The sequence below is a fragment of the Micromonospora mirobrigensis genome, from assembly GCF_900091555.1.
GTDB classification, from domain to species: domain Bacteria; phylum Actinomycetota; class Actinomycetes; order Mycobacteriales; family Micromonosporaceae; genus Micromonospora; species Micromonospora mirobrigensis.
Genome location: NZ_FMCX01000003.1, coordinates 566,193 through 588,306 on the forward strand (window position 1 = coordinate 566,193; position 22,114 = coordinate 588,306).

Annotated in this window: 17 protein-coding genes; 6 read left to right on the forward strand and 11 right to left on the reverse strand. The window is 74.9% G+C overall.

Translation table 11 applies throughout. The features are described from left to right. Positions 1-76: 76 nt before the first annotated feature. The 6 genes from rpsI to GA0070564_RS13785 form a co-directional block, all read right to left on the reverse strand. The gene (rpsI, locus tag GA0070564_RS13760) at positions 77-559 is read right to left on the reverse strand and encodes a 30S ribosomal protein S9 (RefSeq protein WP_091608772.1); all 483 of its coding nucleotides are present in this window, start codon (positions 557-559) and stop codon (positions 77-79) included. A 20-nt stretch (positions 560-579) separates the two neighbouring features. Next, the gene (gene rplM, locus GA0070564_RS13765) at positions 580-1,023 is read right to left on the reverse strand and encodes a 50S ribosomal protein L13 (RefSeq protein WP_088973205.1); all 444 of its coding nucleotides are present in this window, start codon (positions 1,021-1,023) and stop codon (positions 580-582) included. Between the two features lie 209 nt (positions 1,024-1,232). Next, complete coding sequence (locus GA0070564_RS13770) at positions 1,233-2,603, reverse strand: MFS transporter (RefSeq protein WP_091608774.1); 1,371 nt, start codon at positions 2,601-2,603, stop codon at positions 1,233-1,235. 125 nt (positions 2,604-2,728) lie between these two features. Beyond that, on the reverse strand, positions 2,729-3,022 hold the full coding sequence (locus GA0070564_RS13775) for a hypothetical protein (protein WP_091608776.1): 294 nt from the start codon (positions 3,020-3,022) through the stop codon (positions 2,729-2,731). Continuing rightward, entirely contained in the window at positions 3,012-3,269 is a 258-nt protein-coding gene (locus GA0070564_RS13780) for a DUF6364 family protein (protein WP_091608778.1), read from the reverse strand. The genes GA0070564_RS13775 and GA0070564_RS13780 overlap by 11 nt, the downstream gene beginning before the upstream one ends. Positions 3,270-3,279: 10 nt before the next feature. Beyond that, the gene (locus GA0070564_RS13785) at positions 3,280-4,044 is read right to left on the reverse strand and encodes a class I SAM-dependent methyltransferase (RefSeq protein WP_091608780.1); all 765 of its coding nucleotides are present in this window, start codon (positions 4,042-4,044) and stop codon (positions 3,280-3,282) included. A 239-nt stretch (positions 4,045-4,283) separates the two neighbouring features. On the opposite strand from GA0070564_RS13785, the gene GA0070564_RS13790 reads away from it, so the two are divergent. The 5 genes from GA0070564_RS13790 to GA0070564_RS13810 are packed head-to-tail and all read left to right on the forward strand — an operon-like array spanning position 4,284 to position 11,853. Further along, entirely contained in the window at positions 4,284-6,353 is a 2,070-nt protein-coding gene (locus tag GA0070564_RS13790; RefSeq protein WP_245669990.1) for a molybdopterin oxidoreductase family protein, read from the forward strand. Then, complete coding sequence (locus tag GA0070564_RS13795; protein WP_091608784.1) at positions 6,350-7,834, forward strand: FAD-dependent oxidoreductase; 1,485 nt, start codon at positions 6,350-6,352, stop codon at positions 7,832-7,834. Before GA0070564_RS13790 ends, GA0070564_RS13795 begins: the two co-directional genes overlap by 4 nt. Before the next feature lie 37 nt (positions 7,835-7,871). After that, complete coding sequence (gene nirB, locus GA0070564_RS13800; protein WP_091609173.1) at positions 7,872-10,421, forward strand: nitrite reductase large subunit NirB; 2,550 nt, start codon at positions 7,872-7,874, stop codon at positions 10,419-10,421. Beyond that, a complete protein-coding gene (gene nirD, locus GA0070564_RS13805; RefSeq protein ID WP_091608785.1) occupies positions 10,418-10,765 on the forward strand; it encodes a nitrite reductase small subunit NirD in 348 nt (115 codons plus the stop codon). The genes nirB and nirD overlap by 4 nt, the downstream gene beginning before the upstream one ends. Next, entirely contained in the window at positions 10,765-11,853 is a 1,089-nt protein-coding gene (locus GA0070564_RS13810; protein WP_091608787.1) for a uroporphyrinogen-III synthase, read from the forward strand. The genes nirD and GA0070564_RS13810 overlap by 1 nt, the downstream gene beginning before the upstream one ends. 76 nt (positions 11,854-11,929) lie before the next feature. Here the strand turns inward: GA0070564_RS13810 and GA0070564_RS13815 are convergent, their stop codons facing one another. Genes GA0070564_RS13815 through GA0070564_RS13830 form a run of 4 tightly spaced genes read right to left on the reverse strand, consistent with a single transcriptional unit; the run spans position 11,930 to position 16,715 of the window. Further along, positions 11,930-12,556 (reverse strand): GTP-binding protein, encoded by a 627-nt coding sequence (locus tag GA0070564_RS13815; RefSeq protein ID WP_091608790.1) that lies wholly within the window; start codon positions 12,554-12,556, stop codon positions 11,930-11,932. Beyond that, the gene (locus GA0070564_RS13820) at positions 12,537-12,902 is read right to left on the reverse strand and encodes a DUF742 domain-containing protein (protein WP_091608793.1); all 366 of its coding nucleotides are present in this window, start codon (positions 12,900-12,902) and stop codon (positions 12,537-12,539) included. Before GA0070564_RS13820 ends, GA0070564_RS13815 begins: the two co-directional genes overlap by 20 nt. Positions 12,903-12,957: 55 nt before the next feature. Beyond that, entirely contained in the window at positions 12,958-13,365 is a 408-nt protein-coding gene (locus tag GA0070564_RS13825) for a roadblock/LC7 domain-containing protein (protein WP_088973213.1), read from the reverse strand. Next, positions 13,362-16,715 carry a sensor histidine kinase gene (locus tag GA0070564_RS13830; RefSeq protein WP_091608796.1) on the reverse strand — a complete coding sequence of 1,118 codons (3,354 nt, stop codon included), beginning with the start codon at positions 16,713-16,715 and terminating at the stop codon, positions 13,362-13,364. The genes GA0070564_RS13825 and GA0070564_RS13830 overlap by 4 nt, the downstream gene beginning before the upstream one ends. Positions 16,716-17,482: 767 nt before the next feature. Between GA0070564_RS13830 and GA0070564_RS13835 the strand changes: the two genes are divergently transcribed. Next, positions 17,483-20,485 carry a hypothetical protein gene (locus GA0070564_RS13835; protein WP_091608798.1) on the forward strand — a complete coding sequence of 1,001 codons (3,003 nt, stop codon included), beginning with the start codon at positions 17,483-17,485 and terminating at the stop codon, positions 20,483-20,485. A 34-nt stretch (positions 20,486-20,519) separates the two neighbouring features. Here the strand turns inward: GA0070564_RS13835 and thiC are convergent, their stop codons facing one another. Next, complete coding sequence (gene thiC, locus GA0070564_RS13840; protein WP_091608800.1) at positions 20,520-22,103, reverse strand: phosphomethylpyrimidine synthase ThiC; 1,584 nt, start codon at positions 22,101-22,103, stop codon at positions 20,520-20,522. Positions 22,104-22,114: the final 11 nt, after the last annotated feature.

Here is a 22,114-nt window from a genome sequence, read left to right on the forward strand (position 1 = left end):
AAGCGGACGGCCGGACCACCTCCCTCGCGGGGAGGCGGACCGGCCGTCCGTCAGAAGTACAACGTGCCGCTGAAGGTCAGCGCTTCGAGTACTGAGGAGCCTTACGGGCCTTCTTGAGGCCGTACTTCTTGCTCTCCTTGACCCGGGCGTCCCGGGTGAGGAAGCCGGCCTTCTTCAGGGCCGGGCGGTCGTCCGGCTCGTTGACGATCAGCGCGCGGGCGATGGCCAGCCGCAGCGCACCGGCCTGGCCGGTGGTGCCACCGCCACGCAGGTTGGCGATGACGTCGAACTGCTCGGGCTTCTCGGCGGTGACCAGCGGGTCCTTGATCAGCTGCTGGTGCACCTTGCTCGGGAAGTACGCCTCGAGGTCGCGACCGTTGCAGGTGATCTTGCCGCTGCCGGGGACGATGCGCACCCGGACGATGGCCTCCTTGCGCCGACCCACGGTCTGGATCGGGCGGTCACCACGCGGCGCGCGAGCGACAGGCGCCGGCGCCTCGGTGGCCACGGGGGCCTCGGTGGCCTCGGGGGCGACCTCGGTCTCGGTGATGTCGGTCATGCTGCTTCCTTCGCCCGCGCTCACTGCGCGATCTGCTTGATCTCGAACGGCACCGGCTGCTGCGCGCCGTGCGGGTGCTCGGCACCGGCGTAGACCTTCAGCTTCTTGATCAGCTGACGGCCGAGCTTGTTGTGCGGGAGCATCCCCTTCACGGCCAGCTCGATGGCCCGCTCGGGGCGCTTGGTCAGCAGCTCTTCGTAGCCGACCTGCTTCAGACCACCCGGGTAACCGGAGTGGCGGTAGGCAACCTTGGTCTGCCGCTTGTTGCCGGTCAGCGCGACCTTGCCCGCGTTCACGATGACGACGAAGTCGCCCGTGTCGACGTGCGGCGCGAAAGTCGGCTTGTGCTTGCCGCGCAGCAGCGTGGCGGCGTGGGTGGCCAGGCGGCCCAGCACGACATCAGAGGCGTCGATGACGTGCCACTGACGCTCGATCTCACCCGGCTTCGGGCTGTACGTACGCACAGGTCTACCTTGTCTCGTCGTCGGTCTGGGGTCGCGCGCCGAGGTGACCAGGCTTACCGGGTCGGACCAGCGCGCACGAACGACCAAGCGTACCTGATGCGGCACGCCTCTGGATGTCGTACAACAGCAGGCAACGATACCCGCCGCCCGGTCGGCAGGTCAAAACGGGGGGTCGCCCCGCGTGGCCGGGGCTCATCCGATGACCGAGGTCACACGCCGGGCAGCCGGCCCGGCGCCGGACGCAGGTAGACCACCCAGGTCACCGCGAAGCAGAGGGCGTACCAAGCGATGAAGGCCAGGTACGCCGCGTCGGCGGTGCCGGAGGTCAGGAACGACTGCCGGAAGGCGACGTTGACCAGCACCCCGCCGGACGCCCCGACCGCGCCGGCGATGCCGATCAGCGCCCCGGAGCGCCGCCGGGCCCGCCGCTGCGCCGCCTCCGGGTCGCCGGTCAACTCCGCCTCGGCCGCCGCCCGGGCCCGGAAGATCGCCGGGATCATCTTGTACGTCGACCCGTTGCCGATCCCGGAGAAGACGAAGAGCGACAGGAAGCCGGCCAGGTAGAGCGGGAGCGACCGGTCCCGGGCCGCGTAGAGCACCAGGCCGGCGCCGGCGGCCATCGCCACGAAGTTCCAGAACGTCACCCGGGCGCCGCCGAGCCGGTCGGCGAGCTGCCCGCCCAACGGCCGGACCAGCGAGCCGACCAGCGGGCCGAGGAAGGTCAACCAGGCCGCGTCGACCGGGGTCGGGAACCGGTCGTGGAACTGGAGCTGGAGCACCTGACCGAAGGCGAAGCCGAAACCGATGAACGAGCCGAACGTGCCGACGTAGAGCAGGGACATCACCCAGGTGTGCCGGTCGCGGGCCGCCGCCCGCAGCGCCCCCGGTTCGTTGCGGGCGCCGGGCACGTTGTCCAGCCAGCGCGCAGCGGCCAGCGCCGCGAGCACGATCAGCGGCAGGTAGACCGCCGGCACCAGCCGGGGGTACGCGGCGCCGGCGGTGGCCAGCACCGCCAGGCCGACCAGCTGCACCACCGGCACGCCGAGGTTCCCGCCGCCGGCGTTGAGCCCGAGCGCCCGGCCCTTGAGCCGGTCCGGGAAGAAGAGGTTGATGTTCGCCATCGAGGAGGCGAAGTTGCCGCCGCCCACCCCGGTCAGGCAGGCCAGCACCATCAGCGTGGGGTAGGAGACCCCCGGTTCGAGCAGCAGCGCCATCGGCACCGCCGGGACCAGCAGCAGCAGCGCGCTGACGATCGTCCAGTTCCGGCCGCCGAAGCGGGCCACCGCCAGGGTGTACGGCAGCCGCAGCACCGCACCCAGCGCGGCCGGTACGGCGGTGAGCAGGAACTTCCCGGCCGGGTCGATGCCGTACGCCGGACCGAGGAAGAGCACCGTCACCGACCAGAGGCTCCACACCGAGAAGCCCACGTGTTCGGCGAAGATCGAGACGTACAGGTTGCGGCGGGCGACCGGGGCGCCGGTCGTACGCCAGAACTCGGGGTCCTCGGGGCGCCAGTCGGTGATCGGCCGGCGGCGTCCGGCGGTGGTGGCCGGGGCCAGGCTGGAAACGAGCGTACTCACGGGCGACTCCTCCTCGTCGGTGACGAGGGGGACGCTAGGAACGGGCGGTTACCCGGGCGTGCCCGCCGCGGGTCGTTCCGGAGACGGAGATCGCACGACGGCGCCGGACCGGCGGTGAGGTGGGCTCAGAGCTCCTGGAGGATGCGCAGCGCCCGGCCGACCCGCTGCATGGTCTCGGTGTCGGCCACGTCCACACACTCGGTGAACCACTTCTTCATCGGGGCGGAGAGCCGGTCGGGCATCACCACCCAGCGCCCCATCGGCACCGCGAGCGGCGAGTCGCGCAGCAACGACTCGTCGACCACCTCGGCGACGATCACGATGGGCACGTCGGTGGAGTTGTAGACGTCGGAGCTGACCACCAGCCCGAGCCGGGCGCGGGCGCCCTCGATGCGCCAGACCTCGCCCCTACGCAGCACGCGGGCGACCGCCGAAGAGGACGTCGTCGACCATGCCCACCTCGTCGGCGTCGGCGAGGGCGGCGGCCTCCAGGTCGAGGCCGGCCCGGCCGACGGCGGCGGCGTGCGCGGTGAAGACCTCGCGCAGCGCCTTCTCCCGGGCGGCCTGGTCCATCCAGGCGGAGAGCGACAGCCCCTCCCGCCGGGCGAACCGGCGCGCCTCCTCGATCGTCTCATCCGAGAACGACAGCGTCACCTTGGCAGTCATGCCGCTGAGATTACCCACGGTATGACCGATAGTCATCCCTGCTCGCGCCCGTTGGCGAAGGGGCCAAACCGGACGGGGCCAGTGGGCGCGCCCCGCCGAAGATCGCGAACCGCCACGCCTTGAAGAAGCAGTCGACGTCCACCAGGCCGACCTCGGCGAGCCAGCGGCACTGCTCGGGCACGGAGGCCGGGCGGTCGTACCGCATCCGCTCGCGGGAGGCGGCGATCTCCGCGGCGTCGGAGCCGAGCGCGGTGATCTGCGCCAGCCAGACCTCGTCGTAACGCCGCTCGAGCGCCGGGGTCGGGCCGGCCACCTGCTCGGCGTTGACGAACACCCCGCCGGGGGCGAGCGCCCCGGCGGCCCGCCGGTAGAGCGTCCGCTTGCCGTCGTCGTCGAGGTGGTGGATCGCCAGGGCGGAGACCACGGCGTCGTAGCGGCCGGCGGGGAACGGGTCGGCCAGGTCGGCCACCACCGTCCGATGCGGCACGCCCCGGGCGGTGAGCCGCTCGGCGGCCACCGCGAGCATCCGCGATGCGCCGTCGACCAGGGTCACCCGGACCCCCGGCAGGGCCGCGGCGATCAGCAGGGAGAGCAGGCCGGTGCCCGCGCCCAGGTCCAGCACCTCCGGGGTACGCCCCGCCGCCAGCGCCGCCCGCAACGGTGGGGCGGCGACCTCGACCGCCGTGCCGTAGAAGGCGTCGAAGCAGGGCACCAGCCGCCTGCGGGCCTCGTCGTACGACCCCGCCACCGCGTCGAACGCCTCGGTCACGGTCATACCGCGCCTCCCATACTTTAGGATTCGTTTCCCACATTCTAGGCCCGTTCGATCCGGCCCGGTACCCCCGCGCGGTGTGAGCCGCTCTTGACAGGACCGAAACAGAAGGGACCCGGACCGGAAACCGCCCGACGGCACGCTTTCCCGACATGACAGACGGTGTGCGGACGGCGACGCAACCCGGGGCGGGAAGCCCGGAGGTGGCCACCCACTGCCCGTACTGCGCCCTCCAGTGCGCGATGACCCTCCGCCACTCCGCCGCGGGGATCGAGGTGCTCCCCCGGCAGTTCCCCACCAACCGGGGCGGCCTGTGCCAGAAGGGCTGGACCGCCGCCGAGCTCCTGGACCACCCCGACCGGCTGACCACCCCGCTGCTGCGGGACCGACCGGGCGGCGAGCTGCGCCCGGCGAGCTGGGACGAGGCGCTGGACCGGATCGCCGCCGGCATCCGTACCGTCCAGGCCGGACACGGCCGGGACGCGGTCGCCGTCTTCGGCGGCGGCGGGCTGACCAACGAGAAGGCGTACGCGCTCGGCAAGTTCGCCCGGGTGGCCCTGCGGACCCGGCACATCGACTACAACGGCCGCTGGTGCATGTCCTCGGCGGCGGCCGCCGGGCTGCGCTCCTTCGGCGTCGACCGGGGGCTGCCCTTCCCCCTGGCCGACCTCGGCCGGGCCGACACCCTGCTGCTGGTCGGCGCCAACCCGGCGGAGACCATGCCGCCGCTGATGCGCCACCTCGCCGACCAGCGCCGCCGCGGTGGCCGGCTGATCGTGGTCGACCCGCGGCTCACCGCCACCGCCCGGCAGGCCGACCTGCACCTGCAACCGCTGCCCGGCACCGACCTGGCGGTGGCCAACGCGCTGCTGCACATCGCCCTCACCGAGGGCTGGGTCGACCGGGAGTACGTGGCCGCCCGCACCACCGGCTTCGACGACGTACGACGGACCGTCGCCGGGTACTGGCCGGCCGAGGTGGAACGGCTCTCCGGGGTGCCGGTGGCCGACCTGGAGGCGACCGCCCGGGCCCTCGGCACCGCCGGCAGCGCCGTCATCCTCACCGCGCGCGGCGCCGAGCAGCACGCCAAGGGCGTCGACACGGTCAGCGCCTTCGTCAACCTGGCCCTCGCCCTCGGCCTGCCCGGCCGCCCCGGCTCCGGGTACGGCTGCCTGACCGGGCAGGGCAACGGCCAGGGCGGCCGGGAGCACGGGCAGAAGGCCGACCAGCTCCCCGGCTACCGGCGCATCGACGACCCGGCGGCCCGCACGCACGTGGCCGGGGTCTGGGGCGTCGACCCCGACGAGCTGCCCGGCCCCGGCGTGCCCGCGTACCAACTGCTGGAGTCGCTGGGTACCGCGGACGGGCCGAAGGCGCTGCTGGTGTTCGGCTCCAACCCGGTCGTCTCGGCGCCCCGGGCGGCGCACGTCGAATCCCGGCTGCGCGACCTGGACCTGCTGGTCGTCGCCGACTTCCTGCTCTCCGAGACGGCCGCCCTCGCCGACGTGGTGCTGCCCGTGGCCCAGTGGGCCGAGGAGGACGGCACGATGACCAACCTGGAGGGTCGGGTGCTGCGCCGCCGGGCGCTGCGCGAGCCACCTCCCGGCGTCCGCACCGACCTGGCCGTCCTCGCCGCCCTCGCCCACCGCCTGCAAGCAGGGGCCCCCTCTTATCGCCTTTCGCATAGCAGGGGCCCCCTCTTAACACCTGCCGCCGGGTTCCCGACGGACCCGCGCGAGGTGTTCGAGGAGCTGCGCCGCGCCTCGGCCGGCGGGCCCGCCGACTACGCCGGGGTGACCTGGGACCGGATCGACGGTGCCGAGGGCGTCTTCTGGCCCTGCCCGGACGTCGACGGCCCGGACAGCCCCCGCCTCTTCGCCGACTCCTTCCCCACTCCCGACGGGCGGGCCCGGTTCCATCCGGTCACCCACCGGCCGGCCGCCGAGCAGGTCTGCGCCGACTACCCGCTGCACTTCACCACCGGTCGGGTCCTCGCCCAGTACCAGTCCGGCAGCCAGACCCGACGGGTCGCCGCGCTGCGCCGGGCCGCGCCGGACGCCTTCGTCGAGCTGCACCCCGACCTGGCCGACCGGCTGGGCGTGGCCGACGGCGAGCAGGTGCGGGTGGTGTCCCGCCGGGGCGAGCTGTGCGCCGCCGCCCGGCTCAGCCCCGGCATCCGGCCGGACACCGTCTTCGCGCCGTTCCACTGGCCGGGCGCGGCCCGCGCCAACTCCGTCACCAACGACGCCGTCGACCCGGTCTCCGGGATGCCGGAATTCAAGATCTGCGCCGTCCGGGTGGAGAAGCGATGACCGAGCGGATCGTGATCGTCGGCTACGGGATGGCCGGCTGCCGGCTCGCCGCCGAACTGCACGCCCGGCCCGGGGACCGGAAGGTCACCGTGCTGGGGGCGGAACCGCACCGCGCGTACAACCGGATCATGCTCTCCACCCTGCTCGCCGGGAAGATCACCGAGCCGGACGTGGAGCTGGCCGAGGTGGCCGGGCACGGAGTCGACGTCCGCACCGGCGTCCCCGTCACCGGCATCGACCGGACCGCCCGCGAGCTGCACACCGGCACCGGCGAGCTGATCGGGTACGACCACCTGGTGCTCGCCACCGGCAGCCGGGCCGTGGTGCCGCCGCTGCCCGGCCTCGACCCGCTGCCCGAGCGGGTCGTCCCGTTCCGCACCCTGGACGACTGCCGGCGGATCCTCGCCGCCGCCCGGGGCGCCCGGAGCGCGCTGGTGCTCGGCGGCGGGCTGCTCGGCCTGGAGGCGGCCCGTGGGCTGGCCGCCCGGGGACTGGACGTGACCGTCGTCCATCCGACCGGCTGGCTGATGGAACGCCAGCTCGACCCGGCGGCCGGAGCGGTGCTCGCCGGCACCCTCGCCGGGCTGGGCGTACGGACCGAGCTGGCGGTCCCGGCGGCCGGGGTGGTAGCCGACACCGACGGGGTCCGCCTCGACCTCGCGGACGGCCGTCGACTCGACGCCGACCTGCTGGTCCTCTCCTGCGGCGTACGCCCCGACACCGCGCTCGCGGCCGCCGCCGGGCTGACCGTGGAGCGGGGTGTGCTGGTGGACGACCGGATGCGTACCGGCGACCGGCGGATCTCGGCGATCGGCGACTGTGCCCAGCACGACGGCACGCTGACCGGCCTGGTCGCCCCGGCCTGGGCGCAGGCCCGGGTGGTGGCCGACGTGCTCACCGGCGGGGACCCGCTGGCCCGCTACCGGCCCCGCCCGGTGGTGACCCGGCTCAAGGCGGCCGGGATCGACCTGGCCGCGATGGGCGACGCCGCCGGGGAGCCGGTGCCGGCCGACGGGCCGGTGGAGGAGCTGACCTTCGCCGACCCGGCCCGGGGCACGTACGCCCGGCTGCGGATCCGCGACCAGCGGCTCACCGGCGCGATCCTACTCGGCGACAACCCGACGGTCGGCACCGTGGTGCAGCTCTTCGACCGGGGTGCCCGGGTTCCGGCGGACCGCCGGTCGTTGCTGCTCGGGCGGGCTGTGGGGACGGTGCCGGCGAGCCCCGCCGCCTCCCCGGCACTGATGCCCGACGCGGCGACCGTCTGCCAGTGCAACGACGTCAGCAAGGGCGCGCTGGTCGCCTGCTGGCGGTCCGGCGCGCGGACGGTCGACGAGCTGTCCACGGCGACCCGGGCCGGCACCGGCTGCGGCGGCTGCCGGGACGCGCTCGCCGGCATCGCCGACTGGCTCGCCGAGGCCGACCCGGTGGCGACCGGGGCCGACCGGCCCGCAGCGGCCGAACCGGTGCCGGCCCGATGACGCACGGATGGACGGTGACCTGGTGGAGGTGGACGGGATGAGCGGCGGCGAACTGGTCGTCATCGGCAACGGCATGGTCGGGCAGCGGTTCGTCGAGGCGCTGCGCGCCCGCGACACCGACCGGCACTGGCGGGTCACCGTGCTCGCCGAGGAGAGCCGGCCCGCGTACGACCGGGTGCGGCTGTCGGCGTTCTTCGACGGGGTGAGCGCCGAGGAGCTGAACCTGCACACCCCCGACGACGGGGTGGAGCTGCGCCTGGGCGAACCGGCCACCGGCATCGACCGGGCGCGGCGGGTGGTGACCACGGCGGTCGGTGAGCACCCGTACGACGCGCTGGTGCTGGCCACCGGGTCGTACCCCTTCGTGCCGCCGGTCGACGGCGCGGACCTGCCCGGCGTCTTCGTCTACCGGACGCTGGACGACCTGGAGGCGATCCGGGCGCACGCCGAGGGCCGGCGGACCGGCGCGGTGATCGGTGGCGGCCTGCTCGGCCTGGAGGCGGCGAACGCGCTGCGGCTGCTGGGCCTGGCGACGGGAGTGGTCGAGTTCGCGCCCCGGCTGATGCCGGTGCAGGTCGACGAGGCCGGTGGGGCGATGCTGCGCCGCTACGTCGAGGAGTTGGGCGTCGGGACGTACCTCGGGGTGGCGACCACCGCGCTGCGGCCCGGCCCGGACGGGACCGTGGGCGCGCTGGAACTCTCCGACGGCCGCACGGTCGACGCGGAGCTGGTGGTGGTGGCCGCCGGCATCCGGCCCCGCGACGAGCTGGCCCGGGCGGCCGGGCTGCCCGTCGGACCGCGCGGCGGGGTGCTGGTCGACGTGACCTGCCGGACCGTCGACGAGCGGATCTGGGCGGTCGGCGAGTGCGCGGCGGTGGACGGCACCTGCCACGGCCTGGTCGCCCCCGGGTACGCCACGGCCGAGGTGGTCGCCGACCGGCTGCTCGGCGGGTCGGCCACCTTCCCGGGGGCGGAGAGCGCCACCAAGCTCAAGCTGCTCGGGGTGGACGTGGCGTCGTTCGGCGACGCGCACGGCACCACCCCCGGCTGCCTGGACGTCACCTTCACCGACCCGGCCACCCGGTCGTACGCGAAGCTGGTCCTCTCCGACGACGCGCGGACGCTGCTGGGCGGCGTGCTGGTCGGGGACGCGAGCGCCTACCCGACGTTGCGGGCCAGCGTCGGCGGGCCGCTGCCCGCTCCCCCGCTGGCGCTGCTGGCCCCGGCCGGCGGCACGGGCGCCGGGGCCGGCGCCCTGCCGGCCACCGCTCAGGTCTGCTCCTGCAACGCGGTCACCCGCGCCGACGTCGATGCGGCGATCGCCGGCGGGGCGGCCGACGTGCCGACGCTCAAGGCCTGCACCCGGGCCGGCACCAGCTGCGGATCCTGCGTGCCGATGCTGAAGCAGCTCCTCGACGCGGCCGGGGTGCGGCAGTCGACGGCGCTCTGCGAACACTTCGACGTCAGCCGGCAGGAACTCTTCGACATCGTCCGGGTCCGCGGCATCCGCACCTTCTCGCAGCTGATCGCCGAGCACGGGCGGGGCCGGGGCTGCGACATCTGCAAGCCGGTGGTCGCCTCGATCCTCGCCTCGCTCGGCACCGGCCACGTCCTCGACGGCGAGCAGGCCTCGTTGCAGGACACCAACGACCACTTCCTGGCCAACCTGCAACGCGACGGCAGCTACTCGGTGGTGCCCCGGATCCCCGGCGGTGAGATCACCCCGGAGAAGCTGATCGTGATCGGCGAGGTGGCCCGGGACTTCCGGCTCTACACCAAGATCACCGGTGGGCAGCGGATCGACCTGTTCGGCGCCCGCGTCGAGCAGCTGCCGCAGATCTGGCGCCGGCTGGTCGACGCCGGCTTCGAGTCCGGCCACGCGTACGGCAAGGCGCTGCGCACGGTGAAGTCCTGCGTCGGCGAGACCTGGTGCCGGTACGGGGTGCAGGATTCCGTCGGGCTGGCCGTCGCGCTGGAGCTGCGCTACCGGGGACTGCGCGCCCCGCACAAGCTCAAGTCGGCGGTCTCCGGCTGCGCCCGCGAGTGCGCCGAGGCGCGCAGCAAGGACTTCGGCATCATCGCCACCGAGACCGGCTGGAACCTCTACCTCGGCGGCAACGGCGGCTTCCGCCCCCGGCACGCCGACCTCTTCGCCACTGATCTGTCCACAGCGGAACTCGTCACCCTCATCGACCGCTTCCTGATGTTCTATGTCCGCACCGCCGACCGGTTGCAGCGCACCGCCGCCTGGATCGAGGCGCTGGAGGGCGGCCTGGAGCATCTGCGGGCGGTGATCGTCGACGACTCGCTCGGGCTCTGCGCCGAACTCGACGCGGCGATGGCCCGGCACGTGGCCGGCTACTCCGACGAGTGGCGCGACGTCCTCGACGACCCGGAACGGCTGCGCCGGTTCACCTCCTTCGTCAACGCCCCGGACGTACCGGACCCGTCGATCAGCTTCGCGGTCGAACGCGGCCAGCCCATACCGGCCCGCGACTCCGCCGCACCGGCCGGCGGCTCCACCCCGGCCGGCGACGGACGCCGCCGGCAACCCGTCACGCTCGGCCTTCCGGAGGTACGCCGATGAACCCGACCAGCACCCTCGACTGGACCGCCGTCTGCCAGCTGCACCGGCTCGACCCCGACCGGGGGGCCGCCGCTCTGGTCGACGGCGTGCAGGTGGCCCTCTTCCGCACCGGCGACGACCTGTACGCCGTGGACAACCTCGACCCGGTCGGCGGCGCGTACGTCATGTCCCGCGGCATCGTGGGCAGCCGGGCCGGCGTACCGACCGTCGCCTCCCCCCTGCACAAGCAGGTCTACGACCTGCGCACCGGACGCTGCCTGGAACGGCCCGACGTGTCGCTGCGCCGGCACGACGTCCGGTGCCGGGACGGACTGGTCGAGGTGCGGTTGCGGCCGGCGGACTGATGGCCGACGAACTGGCCGGCTTCACCGTCGGGGTGACCGCCGACCGGCGGCGCGACGAGCTGGCCGCGCTGCTGGAGCGGCGCGGCGCCCGGGTGGTGCTCGCCCCCGCGCTGCGGATCGTTCCGCTGGCCGACGACACGGACCTGCGCGAGGCCACCCGGGCCTGCCTGGACCGGCCGCCGGACGTCCTGATGGCGAACACCGGCATCGGCATGCGCGGCTGGCTGGAGGCCGCCGAGGGCTGGGGGCTGGCCGAGCCGCTGCGCGGCGTGCTCGGCGGGGCGTACGTGGTGGCCCGAGGGCCCAAGGCGCGGGGCGCCATCCGGGCCGCCGGCCTGCACGACCACTGGTCCCCGGAGTCGGAGAGCTGCGAGGAGGTGGTCGAGCACCTCTGCCGGCGTGGGGTCGCCGGGCAGGTCGTCGCCATGCAGCTGCACGGCGACCGCCAACCCGAGTGCACCGAGGCGCTGGAGTCCGCCGGGGCCACCGTGATCGAGGTGCCCGTCTACCGCTGGGCGCCACCGACCGACCCGGCCCCGCTGCACCGGCTCATCGACCTGGTCGCCGGCCGGCTGGTCGACGCGGTCACCTTCACCTCCGCCCCGGCCGCCGAGGCGCTGCTGCGGGCCGCCGGTGACCGGACCGAGACGGTGCTGGCCGCGCTCCGCGGTGACGTACTGGCCAGCTGCGTCGGCGCGGTCACCGCCGAACCCCTGGTCCGCCGGGGCGTGCCGGTGAGCGCGCCGGGCCGGGCCCGGCTGGGCGCGCTGGTCCGCACCATCGTCGACGAGCTGCCCCGCCGGACGACCACGGTGAAGGCCGCCGGGCACCTGCTCACGCTGCGCGGGCACGCCGCCGTCGTCGACGGCGAACTGCGTCCGCTCGCCCCCGCCCCGATGGCGGTGCTCCGGGCGCTGGCCCGGGCGCCGGGCAAGGTGCTCTCCCGCACCGCGCTGCTGCGTACCCTGCCCCGCGGGGCCGACGAGCACGCCGTGGAGATGGCGGTGGCCCGGCTCCGCGTCGGCCTGCACGCCCCCCGGGTGGTGCAGACCGTCGTCAAGCGCGGCTACCGCCTGCGGGTGGAGTGAAAGCAGGGGCCCCCTGTTAACGCCTCCGGTATGGCAGGGGCCCCTTCTTAACACCGCGCCTGCGCGGGGGGACGCCTCAGCCGACCGGGGCCGGGTAGCCGCGACCCTGCTCGGACTGCAGCCGCATCATGGCGTGCTCGACCACGGTCACCAGCACCCGCTTCACCGACTCCCGGCGCCGGGCGTCGATCATCACCAGCGGGACGTCGGGGGAGATCGCCAGGGCCTCCCGCACCTCGTCCAGCTCGTACTGCGGGGCGCCGTCGAAGTGGTTGAGCGCCACCACGTACGGCAGGTTCCGGTTCTCGAAGTAGTCCAGCGCGGCGAACGCGTCGGCGATCCGGCGGGTGTCGACCAGCACGGCGGCGCCCACCGCACCCCGGATGATCTCGTCCCACATGAACCAGAAGCGGGTCTGTCCGGGCGTGCCGAAGAGGTACAGGATCAGGTCCTGCGCCATGGTGATCCGGCCGAAGTCCATGGCGACCGTGGTGGTCTCCTTGCCGGGCACCTTCGACGGGTCGTCGATGCCGATGCCGGCGGAGGTCATCAGGGCCTCGGTGGTCAGCGGGGTGATCTCGGAGATCGCGCCGACCAGGGTCGTCTTGCCCACGCCGAAGCCGCCCGCGATCACGATCTTCGCGGAGACGATTCCCCGGTTCCGACCGGCCGCGGGGGCGGGGTCATAGCCTGCGAAGTCCACTTAGCACCCTTCCAAGGATCTCCATCCGCTCGTCGAACCCCTCGGCCGGAGCGGCAGTGTGTAGCGTCAGCAGGCCCTCGGCCACCATGTCGGCGACCAGCACCCGGGTGACCCCCAACGGCATCCGGGTGTACGCGGCGATCTCCGCCAGCGACTGTGCCCGGCCCTCGCAGACCGTGGCGATGCGGTGCTTGTCGTGCCCGGCGAACCGCGACTCGACGACCGAGGTGGGGCTTGCGGTCAGCACCGCCTCGATGGCGATCTCCATCCGAGCCTCGGTACGGCCCCGGGTGACCGCGTACGGCCGCACCAGCGCGCCCCGCGGGTCTTCACGCCGCTGGTCCATCTCGCGATCACCTCCTCCCGACCGGAGCCTGCCGGCGCCGGATCAACCCGTCCGTCTACGAGCGCACCGCGTCGCGGGGCAGCGGCACCAGGGCGGCGCCGACCCGTTCCACCAGCAACGCCATCTCGTACCCGACCTGACCCACGTCGCAGCTGCGGGCGGCGAGCACCGCCATCGACGAGCCGTCGCTGATCGACATGAGGAACAGATAGCCGCTGTCCATCTCGATCACCGTCTGGAGCACCCCGCCGGCGCTGAACATCCGGGCCGCGCCCTCGGTGAGGCTCACCACCCCGGAGGTGATCGCGGCCAGCTGGTCGGCGCGGTCCTGCGGCAGGTCCCGGGACGAGGCCAGCAGCAGCCCGTCCGCGGAGACCGCCACCACGTGCGCGATCCCCGCGACGCTGTCGGCGAAGTTGGTGAGCAGCCAACCCATGTCCTGCATCGCTGCGGGCCTGTTCATCGAGTCGTCTCCTTGGTGGGGGTGCTGTTCAGGTCCGCCCCGGCCGACCGCCCGCGCTGCACGCCGCGGTGGTAGGCCGACAACAGGCCGCGTACCTCGTCGGGGGTGCGCCGGGTACGGTCCCGGCCACCCTTCTCCTCGATGCCGCCGGGCACCAGTTGCGCCTGGGGTACCCGCTTGGGCAGCCCGGACCGGGTCGTGCCGGCGGCCGCGGGAGCGGCCGCCTTCGACGCCCGGGTCCAGCCGTCGTCGGCTGCGGTACGCCAGGCCTCCGGCTCGACCAGCGGCGGGGGTTCGGACCCCGCGGCCGGCTCCTCGGCGCTCACCGCCGGCTCCGGCGCCGAGTAGGCGGGCGGCGCGGAGACCGACAGGCCCTCGGACACCGACGCTGCCGGCTCGACCGGTGGCGCCGTGGGCGTCGCCGACTCGGCCGGGGCGACCGGTACGGCGGCGGGCGGGACCGCGGCGGGTGGGACGTACGGCGGCGGGGGTGGCGCGGCGGCCACCGGCGGCGCCGGTGCCACGGGCGGTGCCGGTGCCACCGGCGGCGCGGCGGCGGCCGGGGGCGCGGCGGCGGCCGGGGGCGCCGGGACCGGTTCCCGCCGAGGCAGGGCCGGCCGCTCCTCGTCGAAGCGCGGCCGGGTGAAGATGGCCGTGGCGTCGTTGCCGTGGGACCGGAACCAGACCGCCTCCATCTCCCGGAAGATCGGCGAGTCGGCCGGACGGTCCGGGCGGGCGATCAGCGGCGCCGCGGAGGCGGCGACCGCCGGCGGTGCCGGCGGGGCCACCGGGAACGGCGGCGGCGCGACGGGCGGCAGCGGAACCGGCGGCGGCGACGTGCCGGCGGTCGGGGACGTGCCGGCCGTCGGACCGCCGGACAGCAGCGACCCGGCCGACTCTGCCTCGCCCCGGCGGGGCAGCGACCCGGCCGCCCCCGCGCTCGGGGTGAACATCGACGGAGTGGAGACCGGAGCCGCCGGCTGCGCGGAGAAGGGCGCCGCGGACACCGGCTGCGCGGAGAACGGCTGCGCCGACACCGGGGCCCCCGACACCGGCCGCGCGGAGAACGGCTGCGCGGAGTAGGGCGCCGCGGACATCGGCTGCGCCGAGACCGGGGCACCCGACATCGGCTGCGCCGAGAAGGGCGCGGCCGACACCGGCGCGGCGCCGGCGGCCCGCACGTCGGAGGCGAGGTCGCGGGCGTCGGCCGGCCCCTGCCAGACCGCCGGCGCGGGCACCGAGGTGCGCCAGGCGTCGGAGAGCGTCGCCGTACGGCCCGCCACCGGAGCCTCGCCGAGCCCGGCCGGGGCGTACGGGCCGGGCTCGGTGCCCAGCGACGGCCGGTTACGGGTCGGCAGCGGCTCCGGACCGGAGTCGGCCGGCAGCACCACCGTGGCGTTCGGCAGGGTCACCTGTGCCACCGTGCCGCCGTCGGCGTTGCGGCGCAGCTCGACCCGGATGCCGTACCGGCTGGCGAGCCGGCTCACCACGGCGAGACCCATCAGCCGGAACGCGGAGACGTCGACCGTCGGCGGGGCGGCCAGCCGGCGGTTGAGCGAGTCCAGCTGCTCGTCGCTCAGCCCGAGACCCCGGTCCTCCACCTGGATCAGCACGTAGTCCCGGATCCGCCGGGCGTCGGCGAGCACCGTGGTGTTCGGCGGGGAGAACCGGGTCGCGTTGTCGAGCAGCTCGGCCACGAGCCGGACCACGTCGTTGACCGCATTGGCCACGATCGAGATGTCCGTGTCGATGCTGCCGAACTCGATCCGGTTGTACTGCTCCACCTCGGACTGCGCCGCTCGCAGCACGTCCACCAGGAGGGCGTCGTCGCGCCGGGGTGAGCCGGTGTCCGCGCCGGCGAGCACCAGCAGGTTCTCGTCGTTGCGGCGCATCCGGGTCGCCAGGTGGTCGAGTTCGAAGAGCTGCGCGAGCCGCTTCGGGTCCTCCTCGGCGCGCTCGATCGCGTCCAGCTCGCCGATCATCCGGTCCACCAGGGTCTGACTGCGGCGGGCCAGGTTGAGGAACATCGTCGAAACGCTGGTACGCAGCGCGGCCTGCTCGGCCGCGACCCGGACCGCCTCCCGGTGCACCACGTTGAAGGCGAGGGCGACCTGGCCGACCTCGTCCCGGTTGGTGATCTGGATCGGGTCGCGTACCTCGCGGACGATCTCCTCGACCTGACTGTCGCCGACGCTGCCCATGTTCTGGAGGCGGCTCACCGCCTCGGGCAGGTCGTGGTTCGCCACCGCGAGGGCGCCCTCCCGCAGCCGCCGCAGCGAGAAGTTCAGCGACCGGGCGAGCACCACCGCCAGGGTGATCGCGACGAGGAGGCTGAGCAGCACGAGCACCGACTCGATGGCGGCCTGCCGGGTGGCGTCGACCCGGGCGCTCTCGGCGTCGGCCAGCAGCCGGTCCTGGAGCTCCACCTCGGCCTTGCGCATCAGGGCGTCGACGGCGCCGATCGCGGTGGCGGCGTCGGAGGCCTGGACCACGGGCCGCTTGCCGATCGAGCGGCTGATGTCGGCGGCGGCCAGGTCGGCGCGGCGGACCGGGTCGCCGGTCACCGTACGGGAGACGATGTCGCGTTGCGCCTGGTCGGCGGCCTCGGAGAAGGTGAGCTGAGCGTCGTTGCGCTGGGCCAGGGTCGACACGAAGGCGAAGTAGTCGGCCTCGGTCAACCGCCCCCGGGACAGCGCGGAGAAGGCGACCGCCTCCTGCTCGGCGACCGCGGCCCGGGCCCGCCCGTACGCCGCCACCGCCCGCCGGCTCTCGGCGCCACTCTCCTCGGGGGCCGCCTGGGACAGCGCATCGCCGTACCGGCTCAGCTCGCCGAGCACGTCGGCGTACCGCTCGGTGGCGTCACCGGCCGCCGACTGCTGACGGCCGAGCGCCTGCCGCCGGACGTCGGGCAACGTGTCCAACCGCTTGTCGATCTCGGCGAGCAGGTCCCGGACGGCCGCCGGCGGCTCGTCGAGCCCCTCGCGTCCGGTCCGGTACGTGGTGATCCGCTCGTCGGTCGCCCGGAACAGCTTGCGGTACTCGTCGGGGCGGCTGCGCGGGTCGGCGAGGAAGGAGACCGCGGCCATCCGCTCGGCGTGCAGGTCCTCGGCCAGCCGGGAGACGTCGATGGAGATCGCGGTCATCGACCGGATCCGGGTCGCGTCCTCGGCGCCGGCGGCGACGGTGACCAGGCGGACCGTGGCGAGCGCGATCACCGCCGCGATCGGCACGACGAGGATCAGCGCCAGCTTCGTCCGGATCCGGGCGTCGCGCAGCCGGGGCAGCCCGCGACGACGGCTGAGCTGGCCGGGGCCACCGCTTTCGGGCAGGGTGGAAGGTCCGGTGCTCACGACATCGCCTCCGTCGTTTCATCCGCGCCCGACCCGCTGACCCGTGCCTGGTGCAGCGGACACCGCCACGCGCGGCACGGCCGCGATTTCATCAGACAAGATCCTGTTTGGGAAGCGGCGGTGAGGCCGAGATCGGTCGCTCGGCATTCAACGTGTGATCCGGTCACCGAATACCGCCATCTTCCCGAGTCCCTGAACAGGGCATGTAACTCCAGAGTGGTCACCCGCTTATTCAAGGTGAGCATTTGTTAACAGTGAGTATCCTCACCATGCGGGACGGCCGTCCCGCCATGTGGCGAGGTGTTCCGAGGCCCATCCCCGCTCCGGCCACACGGTACGCGACCGTTGAGTGATCCTCCACTCAGGATCGGCGTCGCCGAGGGCGTTGAGTAGGCGCCCCCGCACGACGAGCCGCAGGAGGGCCCGAGGGGCGGCCGGCGCCCCTCGGCGGGGCCGCGTACGCCATTCCGACACCGGGTGGCGAGTCGGGCGGAATAGCGGGCCGCACGGACGCCGTACATCGAAGAATGAGCAATCATCGTCGCGTACGCAGCAGATCGGCATTGGTCACTGCCCAAGGCGTCGGGCGGCCGTGGGCGTCCCCGCCCGCGCCACCGGCCGGCCCGGCCCCGCCCTGTCGGCGAAGTGTCGGGGACCCGACCCGGCGAGCCCCTCCGGCGCACCGGATAGCCGCAGCTGGGGCCCGGTCGCCGCGCCGCGCGGTGCCAAGGTGGCGATCGGGCGCACCGGCCCGTAACGTGCGCGACATGGCCAATCGGACGTGGAGCAGACCGCTGCTCACGGCGCTCGGGGCGAGCGTGCTGGCCGGGGCGGGCCAGCTCGGGATCGCGTACGGTTTCGGCATCGTCCGGCTGACCGGCGCGTTCACGGACGGCTCGGTCAACCGGTGGCCGGCGCAGCTGGTCTGGGTGGGCTGGTTCGCGGCGATCGCGGCGGTGGCCGGGGCGGTCATCGCCGAGCGCCTGGGCCGCCGGGACGGGCCACCGACCCAGACCGCGCAGCAGCTCGCCGTGGCCGGTGCCGCCGCCCTGGGCGCGACCGTCGTCGCCCCGCTCTGCATGCAGCCCGCCCGGGCCGCGGAACTGCTCACCGTGGACCCGGTCTGGGCCGTCGGCATCTGCGCGATGCTCGGCGCGGTGGCCGGCGCGGCCGCGGCCCTCGCCGTGCTCCTCCGGCCGCCGCTGGGCTGGAACATGGCGCTGGTGGCCGCCGCGGTCTGGCTGCTCGCCGTGGTCTCCGTCGCACCGTCGCTGGCCGGCAGCGGACCGCTGCCCACCGTACGCCTCGGGGTGCTCGAACCGTCCTGGCTCGCGCCCGACGCGGCCGAGCGGCTGGCCATGCTGATCCTGCCGGCGGTGGCGCTGCTCGGCGGCGCGGCCACCGGCGCCCTGGCCCGTTGGCGGGGAGAGCCGCCGCTGGTCAGTGGCGGCAGCGGGGCGGCCGGGCCGGTGCTGGTGGCGTTCGCCTACCTGTCGGCCGGCCCGGGTGAGACCGCCGACCGCTACCAGCTCGCCCCCTATTACGGAGCCCTCATCGCGGTCGCCGCCGGGGTGCTCGGTTCGTCAGCGGCCACCCTGCTGCGCTGGCCGCTCATCCCCGCCGCCGGTACGCGTCGGGACGCCCTCGAACCGACCGACATCCTCCGCCCGCTGCCCACCGGGACGGGGCTCCCGGTCGCCACCGAGACCGCGGCCGCCCCCGGCACCGCCGTCGCCCCGGCCGCCACCGACCTGTTCGCGTCCGCCCGGCCGGCCTCCGGGGCCACTCCGCCGCACTGGGACTGGCCGGCGACGGACACGCAGGCCGCTACGCCGGCTGCCCGCCCGGCCACCACCACGAGCCCGGGCAGCCCGGCCGCCCCGGTCACCGCGACTCCGACCGCCACGGCCCCGGCCGCCGCCGATCCGGCCGCCGCCGATCCGGCTGCCGTCCTCCGGTCGGTCGACGATCCGCCCGCCCCCGGCCCGAACACGGTCGACGGGTCCGCCGCCCCGGCCGGCCGAGGGAGGCAAACCCCGAGCGGAGCGCGACCGCCGGCCGCGACGCCGACGTCGGTGGCGAACGACCCGTCCTCGACGCCGACCGCCCCGGCTACCGGCCCGGTCGCCGACACCGACGAGCCGGCCGCTGCGCGGGCGGCGGTGGAGAGCCCGGCCGGGACGGATCCCGGCACGACGACCGGCCCGCAGCCGACCGGCGCGGAGACCGCTGTCGCGGGGACGGCAGCGGCATCCACCAGCACCCGGCGTCCCAGCGCCGCGCGCCGCCGGTCGGACCGCACCACGTCGGCGACCCGGGCGCAGACCGAGGTGGCCGGCGGCTCGGCGGCACCGTCCGGCGACCCGGCACCCGCCGTTACGCCCGGGCGTGCCGTCCCTCGGTCCCGGAGCGCCGGTGCGACGGACGGCGCAACCGCGACTGGCCCGATCACGGCTGCCCCGACCGCGGCTGCCCCGACCGCAGCTGCCCCGATCGCGGGCGGCACCGCCTCGGACGGCCCGACCGCGGGCGGCACGGCCGCAGCCGGCTCCGGCGGGAAGGCCCCGAGCCCGGACGGCGCGACGGCGGACGGCCCCACCCCGGCTGCTCCGGTCGAGGAGCTGTCCAAGGCGACCCCGCCGGTCGCGGCGGCGCGGCCCCGGAAGGGGGCCAGGGCCGCCGACCGCGCCGCCTCCGGCCCCGCCACGCCACCGGCGGCAGCCGCGACGACCGGCCAGGACGCGACCAACCCGGACGCGACCGGCCAGGACGCGACCGCGAAGGCGCTCAACCGGGACGTCGTGGCCAGCGCGACCGGCCGCGAAGGCGACGCCTCCGCCCCGGACACCGTCACCAGCACGGCCGGCCGGGAGAGCAACGCGACCAGTCCGGACGCCACCACCAACGCGACCGGCTCGGACGCCACCACGGACACGACCGGCCCGGACGCCACCGCCGACGGGACCGGCCCGCGGACGGCTCCCGCCGTACCCGAGGCCGCGCCGGTGGCCGCCACCCGCCCGAGGCGACCGCGCGGCTCGCGGGCCGGCGTGGCGGCCGGACCGACCGGCGGCACGGTGGGACCGGCCACCGGTGAGGCGGCCGATCAGGTCGGCCGCGAGCCGGTCGGCCCGAACACCACGACGCCGGCTCCGACGTCACCCACGGTCGCCTTCTCCGGGTTCCCCGAGCAGAGCGCCGGACGTCCGGGACCGCTGCCGGCTTGGCCGGTCACTCCCGCGCCGGCGCCGCAGCCGCCCGCCGCTCCCGAAGCCGAGCGGGGCGCGCGCGTGGAGCGCACCGAGCCGTCCGGCGACGCGCCGGCCCCCCGTCCCCGGCACCGGGCACCCCTGCCCGACCTGGACCGGGCGGGGAGCTGGGACGCGTTCGGCAACGGTTTCCGGCGGACCGCGCCCGAGGCCGCGACCCCGGGCGTCCCGGCCCGACCGGCCGGCGAGGAGCCGGCGGTCCCCCGCCAGGCCGAGGGCCCGGCGGAGACCACCGAGCCGACGACCACCGAGCCGACGACCGCCGGGCCGACGACCGACGAGCCGGCCGCCGAGAAGCCGCGCCGGAAGCGCGGCCTGTTCCGGCGCAACCGGCCCCGGGCCGCCGAGCCGGCCGCCGCCCCGCCGGCGGACGAGCCGCTGCCGGCCAAGGACGAGGAGTACGTCGACTGGGTCACCGGGCTGGCCAACCCGACGCCCGAGGCCGAGTCCGGCTCCGAGCGCCGGTCGCTGCGCTCCACCGGCCGGCACCACCGCGACTGACCGCCCCGGGCCGGGTGCCGGACGGCCCGGGCGGTCAGGCCAGCGGCAGGTACACCCGGCCGCCGGAGGTGAGGAACTCCTCGGACTTGTCCTTCATCCCGCGCGCCGCGTACTCCTTCAGCTCCTGGGTGATCTTCATGGAGCAGAACTTCGGCCCGCACATCGAGCAGAAGTGCGCCGTCTTCGCGGGCTCGGCGGGCAGCGTCGCGTCGTGGTACGACCGCGCGGTCTCCGGGTCCAGCGAGAGGTTGAACTGGTCCTCCCAACGGAACTCGAACCGCGCCTTCGACAGCGCGTCGTCCCACGCCTGCGCGCCGGGGTGCCCCTTGGCCAGGTCCGCCGCGTGCGCCGCGATCTTGTACGCGATCACGCCGGCCTTCACGTCGTCCCGGTCCGGCAGCCCCAGGTGCTCCTTCGGGGTGACGTAGCAGAGCATCGCGGTGCCGAACATGCCGATCATCGCGGCGCCGATCGCCGAGGTGATGTGGTCGTACGCGGGCGCGATGTCCGTGGTCAGCGGGCCGAGGGTGTAGAACGGGGCCTCGTGGCACCACTCCTGCTGGAGGTCCACGTTCTCCTTGATCTTGTGCATCGGCACGTGCCCGGGGCCCTCGATCATCACCTGGACGTCGTGTTCCCAGGCGACCCTGGTCAGCTCGCCGAGGGTACGCAGCTCGGCGAACTGCGCCTCGTCGTTGGCGTCGGCGATCGAGCCGGGCCGCAGCCCGTCGCCGAGCGAGAAGGTGACGTCGTAGCGGGCCAGGATCGCGCAGAGCTCCCGGAAGTTGGTGTACAGGAAGTTCTCCTCGTGGTGCGCCAGGCACCAGGCCGCCATGATCGAGCCACCGCGCGACACGATCCCGGTGACCCGGTCCACGGCCAGCGGCACGTACGGCAGCAGCACCCCGGCGTGCACGGTCATGTAGTCCACGCCCTGCTCGGCCTGCTCGATCACCGTCTCCCGGAACACCTCCCAGCTCAGCTTCACCGGGTCCCCGCCGACCTTTTCGAGGGCCTGGTAGATCGGCACGGTGCCGATCGGCACCGGCGAGTTGCGCACGATCGCCTCGCGGGTCTCGTGGATCCGCCTCCCGGTGGACAGGTCCATCACCGTGTCCGCGCCCCAGCGGGTGGCCCAGGTCAGCTTCTCCACCTCCTCGGCGACCGAGGAGGTGACCGCCGAGGTGCCGATGTTGGCGTTCACCTTCACCAGGAACGCCTTGCCGATGATCGCCGGCTCGCACTCCGGGTGGTTGACGTTGAGCGGCAGCACCGCCCGCCCGGCGGCGATCTCGTCCCGGACGAACTCCGGCGCGACGCCCTCCCGGACCGCCACGAACTCCATCTCCGGGGTGACGCGCCCGGCCCGCGCGTACGCGAGCTGGGTGGGGCGCTCCCCGGCCAGCGGGGTGCCGGCGCCGCGTACCGGCGCCACGTCACCGCGCTCGGCGATCCACGGCCCGCGCAGCGCGGGCAGCCCCACCTCCGGGTCGGAGCCCGGGCCGGAGGTGTCGTAGAGCCGCAGCGGCGGGTTCTCCCCGGTCAGCTCCACCTCGGCGAACGGCACCCGGACGTCCGGCCGGGACCCCTCGACGTAGACCTTGCGACGTGCCTGCATGACAGCCTCCC

Excerpts from the sequence above, each read along its gene's own strand:
- rpsI (WP_091608772.1), bottom strand. The coding sequence starts at position 559 with ATGACCGACATCACCGAGACCGAGGTCGCCCCCGAGGCCACCGAGGCC.
- GA0070564_RS13780 (WP_091608778.1), bottom strand. The coding sequence starts at position 3,269 with ATGACTGCCAAGGTGACGCTGTCGTTCTCGGATGAGACGATCGAGGAG.
- GA0070564_RS13785 (WP_091608780.1), bottom strand. The coding sequence starts at position 4,044 with ATGACCGTGACCGAGGCGTTCGACGCGGTGGCGGGGTCGTACGACGAG.
- GA0070564_RS13790 (WP_245669990.1), top strand. The coding sequence starts at position 4,284 with ATGACCCTCCGCCACTCCGCCGCGGGGATCGAGGTGCTCCCCCGGCAG.
- GA0070564_RS13795 (WP_091608784.1), top strand. The coding sequence starts at position 6,350 with ATGACCGAGCGGATCGTGATCGTCGGCTACGGGATGGCCGGCTGCCGG.
- nirB (WP_091609173.1), top strand. The coding sequence starts at position 7,872 with ATGAGCGGCGGCGAACTGGTCGTCATCGGCAACGGCATGGTCGGGCAG.
- nirD (WP_091608785.1), top strand. The coding sequence starts at position 10,418 with ATGAACCCGACCAGCACCCTCGACTGGACCGCCGTCTGCCAGCTGCAC.
- GA0070564_RS13810 (WP_091608787.1), top strand. The coding sequence starts at position 10,765 with ATGGCCGACGAACTGGCCGGCTTCACCGTCGGGGTGACCGCCGACCGG.
- GA0070564_RS13820 (WP_091608793.1), bottom strand. The coding sequence starts at position 12,902 with ATGGACCAGCGGCGTGAAGACCCGCGGGGCGCGCTGGTGCGGCCGTAC.
- GA0070564_RS13825 (WP_088973213.1), bottom strand. The coding sequence starts at position 13,365 with ATGAACAGGCCCGCAGCGATGCAGGACATGGGTTGGCTGCTCACCAAC.
- GA0070564_RS13835 (WP_091608798.1), top strand. The coding sequence starts at position 17,483 with ATGGCCAATCGGACGTGGAGCAGACCGCTGCTCACGGCGCTCGGGGCG.
- thiC (WP_091608800.1), bottom strand. The coding sequence starts at position 22,103 with ATGCAGGCACGTCGCAAGGTCTACGTCGAGGGGTCCCGGCCGGACGTC.